Source organism: Pirellulaceae bacterium (assembly GCA_029243025.1).
In the GTDB taxonomy this organism is placed as follows: domain Bacteria; phylum Planctomycetota; class Planctomycetia; order Pirellulales; family Pirellulaceae.
This window is the reverse complement of the sequence record JAQWSU010000009.1, coordinates 89,259-106,509: the sequence shown is the minus strand read 5'-3', so window position 1 is coordinate 106,509 and position 17,251 is coordinate 89,259. Positions and strand designations below refer to the sequence as shown.

Sequence of the window (17,251 nt, the reverse complement as noted above, 5' to 3'; positions counted from 1 at the left end):
TCCGTACCGACAGAACGGATCATCGACCATCGAGTGGCAAACACTGCAAGGAAAACCCGTTGTAACGACGGAATGCTGCTCCATGCTGTCAGCTATCACGGGCCGATTGCAGTAATTGCTCGGCCCCCTGTTTGAAGAGTGAATCAGCAACACTTTTCCCGAGCGTCACTGCTTCGGAGACTGCGCCCTGCTGCTCGCTCGAAATCCGCTCTGTCCCATCGAGGCTTAGAACGACTGCTTGCAGACTTAATGCGTCTCCGTCGAGGGCCGAAAAGGCGCCAACAGGCGCAGAACATCCACCGCGCAGCGCCGACAGCAAGCTTCGTTCTGCCAGGACACACTGCCAGGTGGAACGATCATTCAGTTGTTCAACCGCAGCACGCGTTTCGTCATCGGCAGCACGAGTTTCAATTCCCAAGGCGCCTTGGCCAACCGCAGGCAGCATCACCGATGGGGGGATAATCTGTGTGATGTGCGATTCGAGACCCAATCGTCGCAAACCGGCCTCGGCTAGTATGAGTGCGTCATACTGTTCCTCTTTCAGTTTCTGCAATCGTGTGCCGACGTTACCGCGAATTTCACAAACCGCCAAATCGGGGCGGATGGCCAACAATTGTGCCTGTCGTCGCACGCTCCCGGTTCCAATCCGACTTCCGTCTGGCAGAGAATCAAGCGAATCAGAAACACGAGAAACCAACACATCGGCAGAACTTTCCCTCGTGGGCACCGCCACCAAGTCCAATCCTGCCACGGTATCGGTTGGCAAATCCTTTAAGCTGTGAACCGCCAAATCGATCTGTTCTTCCAACAAGAACCGTTGAATCTCTTTCGTAAATACGCCTTGGGTACCAAGCTGGCCAATCGGTCCAGAGCGGACATCCCCAGAGGTTTTGATGTGTACAACCTGGACATTTACGCCCAAGGCAGTGAGTTGCTCGGTTACCCAGTTCGCCTGCCACAGCGCTAAAGCACTGGAGCGAGTTCCCAAGCGAAGCGTCAAGTTAGAAGCGTGTTTCACCAACGAATTCTCCCGCGTCTCTTGGGGTTGGTCAAAGTTCTCTCAATTCGATCATGAGCTGATTGAATTCCATCTCCCCGGTATTCGATCGACGCTGGTTGCGATCGGGAGCACAATTCAAAATCCTCGCTTATGTTACACGATCGGACGCGATTGACCGAGCCACCTAGAGCGGGGTTGTTAGCTTTCGATAACCGACTCGACATCGAGCCGCCGGCAGGCAGACACGTTAAGCCCAAAAAATGAGTCTCACGGCAATCAACAGCAAGAACAGCTGCATGATCAAACGCAATCTTTCTTTCGAAAGTGAGTTTCCCAGCCGAGCGCCCCACCACGCGACAACCAATACCAAGGGTGAGAGAGTTGTTCCCGTCAACATGGCAACCGCGAGACGAGAGCCAAAGGCGCCATACATCAAAAGAATCTGAATGGGCACGATGAATAGAAAGTTCAACCACAGAAAGCTACGTTGACGATCCGTCGACCAGCCCCGCCCCAACACCCAGCAGACGAGTGGTGGGCCTCCCATCCCAATCAGCCCAGCGAAGAATCCGCTGGTAACTCCCGCTAGAAAAACCCCAACCTGATCGGGCAAACGAATCTCCGTACGCGTTGCCAATCGCTGCACAACCAACATCCCGACAACACCGAAACCCAAGATCTGTCGGGTCAAGTTTTCTCCCGAATCCGACAGATAGTGCAAGACGAACACCCCGATCGGAATGGAGACGATTCGCAAGGCAAACATGACTCCCACATCAGCCCAAGGCAAGTTCCGACGATTCTGCCAACAGTTCATTGCCGTTTGGAGCAGCACATTCGGCAACACCATACCAATTGCTTCAGGAAGGCTGAAGCCACCCCAAACGAGCAAGGGAATCGCCACGACACCCATTCCGAAGCCAATAACGGATTGAACCAGTGAGCCAAAGGCCAAGCAAACGGCACACAGAATTAGTTTTTCGGGCGTCACAGAAATAAGTGCCCACATGGTTTGATTGGCATCGAACAGTCGTCCCCCCAACACCCGATCCAAAAGTGATCATTTGGGCTAGGACAGCTCATCCATCTGCGGACGCTCCAGATCGGTCGCGGACAAATGCTGATCGATGGATGCCTGCACGTTTTCACCAATCTGATGATGCTGTTGTGAAATCGGCACCACTACACCACAACTCACGATAAATTGAAAGGCCTGGTCGATCGTAATGTCCAGATCGACTGCTTCGCTCTTTCGCACCGTAATTGTAAAACCTGTTGCCGGCATTGGCGAGGTCGGCATTAAAACACTCAACACGGGTTCCCCCGCTTCCTCCGCAATACAACGCATCCCCTCACCTGTCACAAACCCCAGCGACCAGAGTCCTTTCCGAGGATATTCAACGGCCACAACGCGGTTAAATTCCATTTCATTTTCGCTAAAAACGAAGTCTGTCACCTTCTTGACTGAAGTGTAAACGGTACGAATGATCGGCAGTTGGTTGATGATCAGCTCCATCGCGTTGTACATAAACCGGCCCATGCCATAGGCAAGAAACCGTCCTAGAAAATACAACAGCAACACAAAGCAGCAGATGAAAACCGGCAATACGACCGAGCGTTTCAGATAGGTCAACTCAATAAAACGGTGGTAATACCCCTCACTGGTTTCAGGCATTGCCAACCCAGGATCTTGGCGAACCCTTTGGTAGATCGAAAGCGGGATCCACTGCTTATCGCCAATCGAAATAAATTGCTGACCCTCATAGATGAATTCGCTTGAGCGATCTTTACCGCCGACCAATTTGGCCGACGCCGGCACGACAGTGAGAGTTTCATCGTTGGCCCACGTAATCGCGTGTTTCGCCGCAATCTCAATCGGCGTCAACACATAATCCTGCACTGTGTTGAGAATCCACAGCAAGATTACGATGGTTAATAACGGAGGTAAAACAACAGCCAAACCACGGAGAACAGATCGACGAAAAGGACGACCACGAGAAACAGAGACAGATTTTTTGGAACGGCTCGTCATGCTTTATCTTCTCGATCTCGCCAAGGAGATACCTCACTTATTTGCTTCTTCATCTTCATCCGACGTTCAGCCGTAGCTCTCGCCAAAACCGCCAATATGACACTTCTTACTCCACTCTCATACAAGACTCGTGCGGCTTCACGCGCCGTCGAACCGGTCGTCATGATGTCATCCACGACGAGCACGCGTTCGCCCCGAAAGTCGTAACCCGAGCCAACCCGCATGGCCCCCTTCAAATTCATGCGGCGACCAGCCACGGGTAATAAGCTTTGTTTCTTCGTTTTCCGACAGGCTACCAATCCAGTCGGAACGACTGGAATCTTCAGCCGACGACCGACCACATCCGCCAAAACTTCAGAACTATTTGCTCCGTGCATAAGCCGTTTCATCCAAAACTTCGGAATAGGAATCACAACGTCCGCACACGGTGCGGGGACGGTCTGGACCAGATGATCGGCTAGCAATACCGCCATCGTGGCCGCCAGAGGCCGTTCGCTGATCCGTTTGGCGCGAATCACCGCTCGTCGCAATTCTCCCTCATAGGTTCCCAACGGAATGATGCGATCCAGCAAATCAGTCTCCCGCAGGCAACTGGGACATTTCAGTCCCATCGGCTGAGAATTCGAGTAAGGTAAGCCGCAGCGTCGGCAAAACCCATTTGATTTTCTGTTGATTAGCTGCAAGCGGCAAGGAGGACATAGCTGCAGTTGGCCTGATTCAGCAGCAAGCGGCGCGTCACAGACCGTGCAAACCGGCGGAAATAACAAGTCGAGCAACGCTCCGAATCGTCGATGCATCCCGGATTCCACGCCGTATTGGCAAAGACACGAGTTTTCAGAGCCTGTATTGTAGGTCACAAAGGTGAACCTTCCTCCGCCTGCGTTTGTCCCTATCCTAGCCGCATTTTAGCAAATGCGTACAGCCGGGCACGAAATAACGAGGATCAGCCGTTTCCAGAAAAAATCGCCTCATTCATGAATTCCCTCGCTTTCAAGCTTGGAGAATCGGATCTGCTGCGAAATGATGAAAAATAAGAGCTCAAAAGTTTTGCGCCCGGACCCAATTCGCCAACTGAGTCGACGAGCGGCCCTTTCCCACGGCCAACCAATCAGCCAACTCATGTCGCATGCTCTGGCAAATCCCTCCCTGATCTCACTGGCGGCCGGATTTGTAGACCAACAGTCCTTGCCATGCCAAGCTACCGCGGATGCATTTCAAGCGATGTGCGCCAACCAGGACGCACTGCGTGAGGCTCTTCAGTATGGCACCACATCGGGTTACCCACCGCTACGTGAAGCCATCTTGGACCGATTTCAAGTGCAAGACTCGCTCAGCGAAGCAGAAGCAGCCCCCTTAGACATTGACCGGGTAGTGTTGACCGCAGGCAGTAACCAATTGTTGCAGTTGGTCGCCGAGACTTTGTTGGACCCCGGCGATGTCGTACTCTGCAGTTCGCCCACCTACTTTGTTTTCATGGGAACGCTTCACAATCTGAGCGTGCAAACAGAGGGGATTGAAACCGACGAAGCAGGAATGATTCCCGAAGCACTCGAAGATCGCTTGTTGCATTGGCAACGTGAAGGACAGCTTTCGCGCATCAAGGCGATCTATTTGATCAGCTATTTCGACAATCCACGAGGCGTTTCCTTGGCGGCGGAACGGCGTCAACAAATCGTCGAAATCTGCCACCGATTCTCCGTTCATCATCATATTTATCTGCTGGATGATCTGGCCTATCGGGAACTTCGATATGAGGGAGACGATACTCCCAGCCTGATTCATTACGATCCCACGACGGAACATGTCATTGCAGCTGGCACCTTTTCAAAAAGCTATTCGCCAGGGGTTCGAGTCGGCTGGGGAATTTTGCCAGCAGATTTAGTGGAGCCTGTCTGCAATCAAAAAGGCAATATTGACTTTGGCAGCCCAAATTTCAATCAGCATTTAATGCACCACGTGCTTCAGGTAGGATTACTCGACGCTCACATTGAACGAATCCGCGTAGCCTATCGAATAAAACGAGATGCGATGCTGCAGGCGGCTGACAGCTGGCTAGCACCGCTATCGGACGTCACCTGGATTCGTCCGCAAGGCGGATTATATGTCTGGCTGGAACTTCCAGAGCAGATCGACGCAGGGCTCGAGGGCCGTTTATTTGAGCGCGCGATTGCAGAGGGTGTGATCTACGTACCGGGTGAGTATTCCTTTCCCGAAACAGGCATCCCTGCACGGCAAAATACCCTGCGTCTAAGTTTTGGCGTCCAAACACCGGAACGCATTGAACAAGGAGTGCAAGCACTCGCGCGAGCGATTGCACAAACGATCCAAGAAGTTTAGTTTTGCTGTTCGACTTCGCAGACCCACCCGACGATTTTTCCAGCTCGATGCGAAGTCAGACAACCCAACAGAGAATATGGGAGAAGACAGTTGACCGATGACAATCACGGTCAAAATTGTCCGATGAGAATCTCCTCAAGGAATGGATTCGCATGCGTTTGATCGATCGCTATGTTTTCTTCGTGTTTGCGAAAGTCTTTTTGTTATGCTTTCTATGCTTGACGGGAATTTACGTAGTCGGTGACTTCGTCGGCAACCTGAATGAATTCATCGACGCTTCCGATCAACACGGTGGTCTGTTCATCACGCTCGGCCGCTACTACGCGATTCGAGTACCGTGGTTCTTCGACCTCATAGGTCGTATCGTGGCCTTAATTTCGGCCGTATTCACGGTCACGTGGCTCCAACGACATAACGAGATGACTGCTTTAATGGCAGCCGGCCTTTCCCGCTGGCGCATCTTACGGCCTGTGATCGCAGGGGTAATGATCGTAACGGTTCTCAGCATCGCAAATCGCGAACTGGTAATTCCCGATCTACGCGAGGAACTCAGCCAAAAAGTACGCGACTGGACAACTGAATCGGCCACGCCGCTCTCTGCCCATTTCGATCACATGACTGACATTTTGATCGATGGCGAAAAAGGGATCGAGAAGGAAAGACAGATCATCAACCCGGCATTTCGACTGCCGCTGAGCATGTCCTATTTTAGTCGCCAACTGGTTGCGTCCAGTGCCAATCGTCAACCAGCCACTCCCGAGCTACCCGCGGGCTATCTGCTCAACGGAGTCACCAGCCCGAAAAAAATCGACGAACTCGACGGCGTCCGTCACGACGGCAGAACCTTGATTTATACTCGTCGCGATGCACCTTGGCTCGAACCTTCCCAATGTTTCGTCGTTAGCGACGTAACATTCGGACAGCTGACCGGCGGAAGAGCGTGGCGTCAATTTGCATCGACCAAGGACCTGATCACGGGACTTTCCAATCCAAGCATGAACTTTGGCGCCGACGTTCGAGTTGCCGTTCACTCCCGTCTGGTACAACCGCTGCTCGATTTGACTTTGTTATTCCTTGGCCTTCCCGTGGTCCTGGCCAAAGAGAGTCGAAACGTGTTCATCGCTGCCGGCTCTTGTGTGGCGATCGTGGTGATCTTTTTTATCGTAACTTTGGCAGCACAAAATCTGGGTGCGAACTACTTGCTCGCACCAGCGCTTGCAGCCTGGCTCCCGCTGATGTTGTTCGTACCTTGGGCCGTAGCCTCATCGAATCCCCTTCGACGATGACCGCGACATTGATCCGAACCCTTGTGTCGGGTGGCAAATCCGGCATAAAGTCGTGTCGCCAGCAAGTTCCGGTAAAAAAGAATCATATTGGTCGAAACCTAGAGGATCGATCGGTGTTTCTAATACTATCGCAACCAAAACCGAATAGGTTTGGATCTTCAGATGCCCTGGGGTTAGGCATGACCAACCGTGAGGCGTCATTCGCCGAGAGAATTCGATACGGAGAAAGACTATGAAAAGGCTGATGAACGGACTGATCGGAGCGGGTTTGATTGCATGTTGTATCTCCACAGCAAACGCCAACGAAGACGACCAACGATCGACAGACGAACAGACCACTGAAACCAATGCGGTTGATTCCGAGTCCACTTTACTGACCGCCGAGAAAGGCGATCGCGACGAAAAACAAGCGAACAAGCACAACGGAAGAGGTTCACACCGCACGGGACCCGGCGGCCCCCCGGCGATGCGTCGTGGCAAGTCAGGCCCTCCGTTTGGCAATCTTTCCCAAGAACAAGTCGAGAAGATTCGGGAAAGAATGCAGATGCGTCGGGAGCGTGGTCATGACGGCGGCCCCCCTTGGGCACAACGCAATCAAGGCGACTGGAATCAATCCAATCGGGCTCGTCGCGGTGGTGACAGAAGACAAGCAGGCCGTCAACGATCGTCTCGTGACGCACATCGCGGCCAACGAGGGCCTTCCGCTCGAATGGCTCAACGCCCCGGAGGTAACAAGGGTCGTGGCTCGGCACGACGAGGTGGCCCGGCGCGTTCGGAGCGTTCGGCGCGTTCGGCGCGTTCGGAGCGTTCGGAGCGAAGCATGAACCGGGGTCGACGTGGCCCTGAACGGGCTCCGTCGAGACCCGTCTCTGCCAGCCCCAATCGTGGTCGAGCAGCCGTGCAAGAGTTACGGGAAGAGATGAAGGAATTGAAAGAGGCAGTCCGTAAGCTTAGCGAACAACTGGAACAACAGTCCGCCTAGCATCAGCTGTCCACTCTTACGATCCTGCTCGGCAATGGCGAAATCCCTCTCGCGATTGCCGAGTTTTTTGTGGAACTCACTCCCTCCCCCAACGAGATTAAGCACGCAGACTTCATGCGATAGTTTTGTTATCGAGCCGCACTGCTCATGACTTCACCCTCTGGGTTTGACGACAATCCCTCCGTATCGCCCGCCTCTACCGGGCCGGCTTGTGCTTCAAGGCGATCAATGAATGATCCCATAGGAAATGCGAGCCGACGATTTGCTCGCGTTCACACGACACCACTATTTGCATACAGTCGCTGCCAGAAGAGACGACCTTCGGCATTGGCCCCCAATAACTGGCAGCCTCATGGTCATAGGACTCGCCGTTTGGCAAATATCTCCCCGAAGTTGCGGAGCGATCGGTGTCGTGACACTCGGCCTGTTTTACGGAATGACGTTCCCCGGGCTTTATCGGGCTCGAATCCGCAAACTGCCTCGCGATCAAGTGGGCTTGCTGGGGGTTCATCGACTTCAAATCTCTCACCGCCGCCTGAACGTGCAAACTGCAGCCGGTAAATCGCTGACTTACTGGCACGGAATCGAACGGATCGACAGCGATTCGGACTACCCTTTCCTTTATTTATCATCCGTCACGGCCTTCGTGCTTGCCCGCCGCGAATTTGCAAATACCAGCCGAATTCGGCGCTTTCATTGCTCAAATACGGCCGTTTTTCGCAGCCGCCGTACCGGCCCCATGACTCGGCCCCATGACTCGGATCCGGCAAAACCGATACGTGACTCGCGATTCTCGAGCCGGCTTGCCGTCAAATGTACTCGACGGTAAAATACGGGGCTTTGACACCGGACTGGTCCGGTATTAGCCCGATTACCATCACCGAGGCTCGTGTCAGCCATCAGGAATCAATCAAATGAAAGACGGCATTCATCCGGATTACTTCGACACGACGGTCACCTGCGGTTGTGGGAACACATTCCAGACGCGTAGCACGCGGAAGGAACTCAAAGTCGACATTTGCAACGCTTGCCACCCTTTCTACACCGGTAAGCTGAAGTACGTCGACACCGCCGGCCGAATCGAAAAGTTCCAGACCAAATTCGCCAACGGAACCTACGCCAGCTTGCAAAAGGGAAAGAAGAAAGCCAAGTCGTAGCCCTTTTTCCCAGGCTCGTCGGCCCGCAGCCAGCATCGGCTCGCTGCGCTCTCGATTTGGAACGGAATCTATCGTCCCTACATCCTTCTTGCATGAACGCGAAACCCCATGCGCCAGATGCTCGACCAGAAGCTCGATCGATTTGAAGAACTCGAGCGGAAAATGTCCGATCCTGAGGTTCTTGCCGATTCGGCAAAACTGGCGGCCATCGCCCGGGAACACGGCTCGCTCACCAAACTTGCCACGATCTACCGAAAGTTCAAGGGTTTGAATTCGGAGATCGAGGAGGCAAAAGAGTTAGCCGCCAGCGACGACGAAGAGATGAGCGAATTGGCCGAAGCAGAAATCCCAGAACTCAAAGAGCAACGCGAGACAATCTGGCAGGATTTACTTGATCAAACCATCGGTGGCGAAGATGCCAATCGAACACGGTGCGTCATGGAGATACGCGCGGGTACTGGCGGTGACGAAGCTGCCTTGTTCGCCGGAAACTTGTTTCTGATGTACAAAAAGTTTGGTGAGGGTAAGGGCTGGAAAACTGAGATCATGAGCGCCAACCCAACCGAATTGGGTGGCTTCAAAGAAATTGTGCTGGCCATCGAGGGCAGCGGTGTCTTTCGAGAACTCCAATACGAAAGCGGAGGACATCGAGTCCAGCGGGTGCCAGAGACAGAAGCCAAAGGGCGGATTCACACGTCGGCTGCAACCGTTGCCGTCATGCCGGAACCGGAAGATGTCGATATCAATTTGAATCAGGACGACTATCGGATCGACAAATTCCATGCGAGTGGTCCGGGCGGACAGCACGTCAACAAAACCGAATCGGCCATTCGGCTCACCCACTATGACTCGGGGATCGTCGTGCAATGCCAAGACGAAAAAAGTCAGCACAAAAACCTGGCTAAGGCGTTACGAGAACTCAAGGCGCGGCTTTATGACCGCAAGCGACAGGAAGAGGCGAAACGTCGTGCCGACCAACGGAAAACCCTGATCGGATCTGGCGATCGTAGCCAGCGCATCCGCACTTACAACTTCCCCGAAAATCGACTCACCGATCATCGCATCAACTTCACTCTCTACAAGCTAGATCAAGTCGTGGCCGGCGCACTCCAGCCGGTAACCGATGCACTGATCGAACACGACAGACAGGAGTTGAGGACTTCGATGGGCCAGCTGGACTGAACGAGGCAACGCGACTTCAGTTCCGCAATGTTCAGGATTTTTTTGACCATGTCACAATCTACTTCCTGGACAATCGGGGAAATCCTCGAGTGGACAACCGATTATCTGAAACAACACGGCTCGACGAGTGCACGATTGGATGCCGAGGTATTGCTGGCACACGCGCGAGAATGCGACCGCATCGAACTCTACACCGCCTTCAAGGATCCTGCGGAAGAAAGTTTACGACAAGCCTATCGTGAGTTGGTCAAGCGTCGGGCGGAAGGCACCCCGGTCGCTTATTTGGTAGGACTGCGCGAATTCTATTCAATGAGCTTTCGCGTCACTCCCGCAGTCTTGATCCCGCGTCCAGAAACTGAATTTGTTTTGATCACACTGTTGGATTTGATCAAGACCGCAGGTCGACAGGATGATCCGCTCGTGATTGCGGACGTGGGTACAGGCAGTGGAAATCTGGCGTGTGCAGCCGCAACTCAGCTCCCTAACGCAAAACTGGTCGCAATCGACATTCAACAGAATGCTCTGGAAGTTGCCGGAGAAAACGTCGCTCGTCATCAGTTAAATTCGAGAGTTCAACTGGTCAAAAGCGACCTTTTCGCGACGATCGACGCTGATCAGAAATTTGACTACATCATCTCAAACCCTCCCTACATTGGTCTCGGCGAAAAATCTTCATTGCCGCATGATGTGGTGGATCAGGAGCCGCACACAGCATTGTTCGCTGGACCTACCGGAGAAGAAATCCTGCAGCGATTACTTGTGGAATCTTCTCAACGGCTCGTCCGCGATGGATGGCTCATCTCGGAATTGAGTCCGATTATCGCTGACTCGGTTTTGAGAATCGCACAAAACGCAGATGGCATGAAAAATGCCGAACTGATGAATGATCTTTCCCGACAGCCAAGAGTGCTTCGTGTGCAAAACAAATAGTAGGGCTGTCGAGCGAACTGCAACCCGTAGTGCAGAAGCCCAGCGAAGGGGGCAATTAACCAGCGTTGGAAAAAGAATAAGCACGATAAAAATTAGGCAGACGGTTCTCCATCAGCCAAATCATTCTTAGAGAATTTGCCGTCGCACGTACGAAACAAAAATGGCCTGAGCCCCACGAGGGAGCCCAGGCCGAAGCTTCAAGCGGACCAAGTAGGGCCACTTGCGATGTTGGCTGCCTAAAACAGCCCGCCGGCCGTTTTAGGCAAGGCCACCTCGCTGGCTACTACAGAAACATTCCAAGGAACACCTCCTTTCTAAATTCGGACCTTCCCGCGGCATCCAAACCAGAGACGGATGCTCACGCGGGCCTTCAGTCCATCGCGTTGCGTTAACACGAACAACTACTGTCATAGTCGCAGAAAACGGCAAAAAGACAAGTTAGCTTTTTGCCAGACCGATTTGAGCAACGCGAAAACGGGCATTTTTTTCACTTTTCGCAGCGTGAGGTGCGACGAAGCGCACCAACCTTTTCGGCGACTCTATCGGTAAGACAAACCGAAACACCTCGGGTTCGCGCGTTCAGTTTGCCAAATCCCCGCAGCCGTCAAGCTTCCGCAACAGGAGTTGAAGAGCCGGTTAGGTCGAAGCGAGATAATTGCGTTTCGAGAAATCAGGACGCAGTTGTCTGAAATCATAATCTGTCGCGCTTTTCGCTTCACCCAAGACGAGATCACTGAACACGTGGTCTGTGATGGCAGGATCAAAAACCGCTCCACTGCCCATGACAGGAAAACCATCAGGAAAGCCCTCGGGCGGAGTTTCAGTAATCGTGTAGCGACCCGCCATGAGATCATTAAACGCGTACGAACCGTCATCCTTTGAGTTGGTCTTCTCTTCAACCGGCCTCTGAAACACATCGGCCCCATCAAGAGCGATTTCCACTCCGGGAATCCCGGGGTCGCCTGAATCACGTTGGCCGTTGTTGTTCAGATCAACAAAAACAAAGCCTTCAATGCTTCGAAGCGTGACCTCAACTCGGTTGGTAACGGTGGAAGAGTTGTTACCGGGATTCAGCTCCATCACACCCTCGGGAACTTCAACGGTTGCCGTGTTCGTCACGGATACCATGGCAAAGGGACTGACCGTCGCATCAACCGTATACGTGATAGAACTTCCCGCTGGCATATTGACAACCTGGTTAATGTCACCTGACCCATGGGTATCGCCTGTTGCCCCGCCTTCCGCTTGACTCGTATAAGTCACCCCTACGAGCCCCTTAAGGAACGTGGCCGGTTCATCGACCCTCCCGTCAGGGAAGATATCCTCCACGGTAGCCCCCATGACATCACTCGGTCCCTCGTTGGTAACAACCAGTGTATAAACCACATCATCGCCAGGCTCGAAGACATCCTGACTCACCGTCTTGGACATCGTCAGATCGGCTTCCAAACGAATCGGCAATTCCCTCGTTGCAGAATCATTGTTAGGATCTCCATCGGGACGGTTGTCAGCGGCAGTAACCCTAGCCGTGTTAATCAAATTCCCCGTCGCACTGGATGCCAACATCCCTCTCGCGGTATACGTAACAGAAGCATTGGCAGGCAAGTTGATCGTATCGTTAATGTTGCCTTGACCGTTCGATCGATTTCCCGTTGCACCTCCCAATGCCTGACTGGTGTAGGTGACATCCGACAAGGTTGAGGGAAACAGATCGGTGACTTCAACACCCATCGCCTCACTGGGACCCGAATTCTGGACCTCAATCGTATAGACCACTTCCTCTCCAGCAACTGCGGTAGCCTCGGAGCTTAATTTCGAGATCGATAGATCATAGACAGGCGTAACCGTGATCGTGTTGGTCGTCGTATTGTCATCCGGATTGATTTCTGTCGTTCCGCTGGGAGGATCAACTGTCGCAGTATTCTCAATTTGGCCACTTGCACTGCTCAACACAGTGGCATCGACAGAGTAGGTCACACGCGACAAGGGTGGCAGAATTAAGCTGTCGTCAATATTGCCATTTCCAGTCAGCGTATTGCCAGACGCGCCTGAAAAAGCCTCGCTGGTGTAAGTAAGCGACGTCAGTTCGGAGGCTGGAAATAGATCCGTCAACCGAGCACCCGTAGCCGTGCTCGGACCTTCATTACGAACCGTGATCGTATAGGTCAGGTCTTGATTCGGCACGACCACCGTGTCACTACTCACCTTGGTGACGATCAAATTAACTTGCGGGTCCAACGAATCCGTATCAGTCGCTGTATTGTCTGAGGGATTCAGGTCAACATATCCAGGCGGAACCGTAACGGTCGCCGTATTGCTTAACGAGCCCGTCGCAGTGGACTCAACCGTAGCATTGACCAGATAGGTAATCGTCGCTCCAGGTGACATCGTCACCGTGTCCTGAATATTTCCGCTGTCATCCGTATTTCCACTGACAGTTCCCGTGGTATTGCTCGTGTATGTCACGCCGGTCAACTGATTCGAGAATGTATCAGTCACCGTTGCATTGGAGACATGACTTGGTCCCGCATTGGTCACGACAATTGAATAATTCACCGGCGATCCGGGAACTAATGAATCCACTCCGTTAGCTTTCGTGATCTGTAGATCGACCTCGGGATTCAGTTGATTTTGCACCGTGGCAGTATTATTCGATGGATCCGGATCGACAACACCTGCCGGTGCCTCGACGGTGACGGTATTCGACAGATCACCGCTCGCGTCTGGATTGATCGTCGCCTCGACGGTATAGATAATCGAACTCCCCGAATTCATGTTGACTGCATCATTGATGTTGCTGTTACCAGTTGGCGTATTACCAGATGCAGTACCAACAACCTCACTCGTGTAAGAGATGGCAGTCAACTTAGCAGGCAGGTCGTCGGTCACTTGGGCCCCGGTCACGGCACTCGGCCCCGCATTGGCCACGGTGATCACATACTCAACCGTTTCACCGGGAACGGAGGATCCCTGATTTTGTTTCGTCACCGATAAATCGGCTTCCGGCATGTTGGCAAAATCATGAATTTTGGGACCATTGGCCCCCATCCGATCAACTTCGATCTGGTTCGATAGCGAGTCGCTGGAATCAATAACAAACCGAATTGCGTCAACGTCCGAGGGTGATACCTGACCATCGCTAAACGTATTAAAGGGAACAAACTGATATTCAGACGCGGTTCCGCCCTCAATTTCTGGTATTTCAAAGGTCGCAGATGAGACGTTATTTACGCTTCCTTCATACAGACTAACCGTTGCTCGACTTCCTGCGACCAATGCCCCGATCGCAAAGGCGACGCCGGTGTTCTTACCGTCTTGCGTCAAATCCAAACCGTTTAATCCCATTACGATCTCGTTATCGGGAGTCTCTGTGCCATCCCAGACAACAGCGCCACGCCCCGTCACGCCGACAGTAGAGTTGTATTGCATGGTCTCACTCCCAAATTCGTTAATTGAGAGTGTCACTGCTCCAGCACCCGTATTCAAGTTCGCGATGATCTTCCTGTGATCCCCAATCGCGCTACCTGAGGGGAGAGCAATAATCCCCGACGCATCCTCGATCGGTGCATTTGGCGACGCATCCACTTTTTGCACCGATTCGAAAGTGTCGATCATTACTCCGAACTGTCCAGGCTGTATCGAAGGACTCTGCTGCAGTGACAGATTCGAGCCGTTCACTGTCTGTTGTGGTTGGCGAACAAAGTAGGTGGACTCAAACTCCAACCCCTCGAAGCAATAACTACCGTCCGCAGCGGTCGTCTTACTTTCTACAAACTGGCTACCGGCTTGGAGATACAACTCAATTTCCACACCTGCCAATTCCTCACCTGGTGACGGTGTTGAACTACCATCGAAATCCTCAAACGCAATCCCAGCGATCGTAGGCGTCGTGGCAGTCGGACAGGCCAACACCCGTCGATGCTCAAGCGTTTCCACCAATAAGCTCCGTTGGTGGCGGCGTCGAATTCGTTTACCAGTTTGAGGACGGAAAGTATCCGTGAAAGTGCGGAGGGAAAATAACATGGGGGGTGCTTCCTAATTGCTAAATGAATCCAATTGAGCGTCTGATGTGTGCTTCGAAGGGTCACTTAGAAGACGATCGTTAAAACATATCGGTCAGCTGATCGCTAGACTTCCCCAATTAGTCAAGCGCTACCCACAACACAGAAACGCCGCACTTGCCCCATAATCACAACATTCGGTCTTACACGATTGCTTCAACAAGCCGCCGCCCCCCCCAAAAAAAACGCTTCACAAGAACCAGAGTCCGTTGAAGCGGTAACTCAGGTTCTTGTGAAGCGTTTTACAGCAACTTGTGATTCGGGCTCAGTTTACCATTGAAAGTCCAAGCCCAGATTAAAGCCTTGTGCCCAATAGTTTGTGTCTTCGAGCACAAACCTGGGGGCGCTGGGACCCAGCGCGGGATCCAAAGGAGGCGGCAACAAATTCGGATTCACATTCAGATCAATCTGATCACCTGGCCGTGCGACTTTATCCCAATAAAGGACTGAATAACCGAGAAGGACTCGAAACTTGGGGCTAATGTGAAAGCCAACATTGGCTCCCAACTCAGGAATCGCAACAAATTGATTACTGCTGTAACGTCCCATATTTGAACCTAAGGCCAACAATCCACCGGGGTCATCAAAAGTCACCCCTTGCGTACTGGAAATCGTCTCACCATCGATCGAAACCGAACGTCGATTATTGCCGAGTGCAAGTCGAGAGAGTAGTTCGATCGTCCAACGCCCTCGATAAGCCTCCCAAACAAGCCCCAGTTCGGCCCCGTTAAATTCATTCTTCGTGGCAAATCCGTCGGTCAGATCAAAGGTCGAAGGGGTATCCGTATTCAGAGTTGTCAATCTTTCGTTGATCGACAAGGACTCGTTTAGCCGCATGTACCGGTATCCCAACGTCAAATCGAGCCGACGTCCACTGGGCACGCACTTACAGCCCCCCACGCAATTGGAAGCGGAGAACAGTCCGAAAGGCAAACCGCTTCTACATTTCAGATTTGCCCGATATCGAGGCGCGAATGAAATCAATTCGGAAGTCGCTCCCGCCGTCACTGTGCCATGGACAATGCCGGGAAAGGCCACCAGCTCGGAATCATTTTCAGCTGAAATCGCATTCACAAACGGTCGAGCCAGAATCGGATCTCCTGCCGAGGTCACGGCATAGGAATCCGATTCGCGTCCCAGGGAAAAATACTCAACTTCCACGGCCCGTTTACGATAATCATCGAACCAATAGCCCAAAGTAAGCCTGCCACCGTGACGATTGGAATCCAAGATATCCTGGTTTCCGAGTATCGTGCTTGTTGATGGCAAACCGAGAACACCTGCTTGGTTTGCTGGAGTCCCATCTGTACTTTGGGTGATCAACGGAGGGATGTTCATCCCCTTCGTTTGCCAGGAAAGGTACTCGGCACGAGCCCACCAGCGAGCCGGTCGCGGTGGTCCACAGGTCTTGCAGTTTGGATCCCCACATGGAGCACCGGTCGGTAACCCCATACCGCGATGCCCGTAAAAATCATTGTAGTCGCCACTGGGGGCCACACCAAAGTCACTGGTGTATCCCGGACTGGGCCCGACGGTGTTTGGCATAGGCGGAAGAATGTTTTCCTGAGCCTGTGCCAAGACGACTTCATCATTAAGATCACGCCACAAGAGATCGGCGATCGACGTGCTCGCATCTTCATCCGCAAAATCCTGCATGACGTCAGCGAGTGGATCCGCTTCTTCAATAATAATGCGAGGCTCGTCGAGGACAGTTTCCATTGAGTTAACCGACTCAAGCTGGGAAACCTGCTGGGCCAAAATGTAAGGAATGCGATTTGGACCGCGGCGCATGGATCGCGCGGTAACACCCACTTGCTGATTAACGTGTTGCCCCACATTCATGCCAGTAGCAGGCACGATGTAAGCGGTAACCGATCCCTCATCCCCCAGTAAGGCGAAACGAGGTGTACCGTTGCGTGACCGTCCTGACCGGATCAGTCTGCCAACAAACACCGAATGGTTTGTCTGACCAAACGCTAAACCACGATTGTCTTGTCCAAAGCCAACCGTTGGAAACGGATCAGTCAGGATGACCGCAAACGCTAACAGGGCGTATCCCAAGATTTGCGAGCGTTGATTCATGACTAGAAGATGCTCAACTGCAAAGAGTGATTTGAAACCCGAAACGGGGAAAAAGCACGAGAGGCGGGCTTGTAAATCAATCCAGATTGAAGGTCAACACCAATCAAGAAAAAACTTACTGACGATCTCGCTCAATCCTCATCGTTTGCCATCCGCGTCGGAGGCGGAAAATAAGAACAACTGCTTGGCAAGATAACTGCTT

The 17,251-nt window shown here is 52.7% G+C and carries 13 protein-coding genes; 7 read left to right on the top strand and 6 right to left on the bottom strand.

The genetic code is table 11. From position 1 onward, the window contains the following. Positions 1–88: 88 nt before the first annotated feature. The 4 genes from hemC to P8N76_04515 all read right to left on the bottom strand — a co-directional run bounded on the left by hemC (position 89) and on the right by P8N76_04515 (position 3,829). On the bottom strand, positions 89–1,018 hold the full coding sequence (hemC, locus tag P8N76_04530) for a hydroxymethylbilane synthase (protein ID MDG2380917.1): 930 nt from the start codon (positions 1,016–1,018) through the stop codon (positions 89–91). 229 nt (positions 1,019–1,247) lie between these two features. Next, positions 1,248–2,042, bottom strand: coding sequence for a sulfite exporter TauE/SafE family protein (locus P8N76_04525; protein MDG2380916.1), 795 nt, complete (start codon positions 2,040–2,042; stop codon positions 1,248–1,250). A gap of 27 nt (positions 2,043–2,069) precedes the next feature. Beyond that, complete coding sequence (locus P8N76_04520) at positions 2,070–3,032, bottom strand: DUF502 domain-containing protein (protein ID MDG2380915.1); 963 nt, start codon at positions 3,030–3,032, stop codon at positions 2,070–2,072. Beyond that, positions 3,029–3,829 (bottom strand): ComF family protein, encoded by an 801-nt coding sequence (locus P8N76_04515; protein ID MDG2380914.1) that lies wholly within the window; start codon positions 3,827–3,829, stop codon positions 3,029–3,031. Before P8N76_04515 ends, P8N76_04520 begins: the two co-directional genes overlap by 4 nt. 223 nt (positions 3,830–4,052) lie before the next feature. On the opposite strand from P8N76_04515, the gene P8N76_04510 reads away from it, so the two are divergent. The 7 genes from P8N76_04510 to prmC all read left to right on the top strand — a co-directional run bounded on the left by P8N76_04510 (position 4,053) and on the right by prmC (position 10,906). Next, positions 4,053–5,369, top strand: a complete 1,317-nt coding sequence (locus P8N76_04510; GenBank protein MDG2380913.1) for a PLP-dependent aminotransferase family protein — start codon at positions 4,053–4,055, stop codon at positions 5,367–5,369. 152 nt (positions 5,370–5,521) lie between these two features. Then, positions 5,522–6,655, top strand: a complete 1,134-nt coding sequence (locus P8N76_04505; GenBank protein ID MDG2380912.1) for an LptF/LptG family permease — start codon at positions 5,522–5,524, stop codon at positions 6,653–6,655. A 232-nt stretch (positions 6,656–6,887) separates the two neighbouring features. Next, positions 6,888–7,637, top strand: coding sequence for a hypothetical protein (locus tag P8N76_04500; GenBank protein ID MDG2380911.1), 750 nt, complete (start codon positions 6,888–6,890; stop codon positions 7,635–7,637). Between the two features lie 352 nt (positions 7,638–7,989). Then, the gene (locus P8N76_04495; GenBank protein MDG2380910.1) at positions 7,990–8,466 is read left to right on the top strand and encodes a YcxB family protein; all 477 of its coding nucleotides are present in this window, start codon (positions 7,990–7,992) and stop codon (positions 8,464–8,466) included. A gap of 85 nt (positions 8,467–8,551) precedes the next feature. Beyond that, the gene (gene rpmE, locus P8N76_04490; protein MDG2380909.1) at positions 8,552–8,794 is read left to right on the top strand and encodes a 50S ribosomal protein L31; all 243 of its coding nucleotides are present in this window, start codon (positions 8,552–8,554) and stop codon (positions 8,792–8,794) included. 108 nt (positions 8,795–8,902) lie between these two features. After that, the gene (gene prfA / locus P8N76_04485; GenBank protein MDG2380908.1) at positions 8,903–9,976 is read left to right on the top strand and encodes a peptide chain release factor 1; all 1,074 of its coding nucleotides are present in this window, start codon (positions 8,903–8,905) and stop codon (positions 9,974–9,976) included. Between the two features lie 48 nt (positions 9,977–10,024). After that, complete coding sequence (gene prmC / locus P8N76_04480; protein ID MDG2380907.1) at positions 10,025–10,906, top strand: peptide chain release factor N(5)-glutamine methyltransferase; 882 nt, start codon at positions 10,025–10,027, stop codon at positions 10,904–10,906. Between the two features lie 636 nt (positions 10,907–11,542). Here prmC and P8N76_04475 read toward each other — a convergent pair. Both P8N76_04475 and P8N76_04470 read right to left on the bottom strand, forming a co-directional pair. Then, positions 11,543–14,929: an SdrD B-like domain-containing protein gene (locus P8N76_04475; protein MDG2380906.1), complete on the bottom strand. Its 3,387-nt coding sequence runs from the start codon at positions 14,927–14,929 to the stop codon at positions 11,543–11,545. A 308-nt stretch (positions 14,930–15,237) separates the two neighbouring features. Next, the gene (locus P8N76_04470) at positions 15,238–17,049 is read right to left on the bottom strand and encodes a BBP7 family outer membrane beta-barrel protein (protein ID MDG2380905.1); all 1,812 of its coding nucleotides are present in this window, start codon (positions 17,047–17,049) and stop codon (positions 15,238–15,240) included. Positions 17,050–17,251 lie beyond the last annotated feature (202 nt).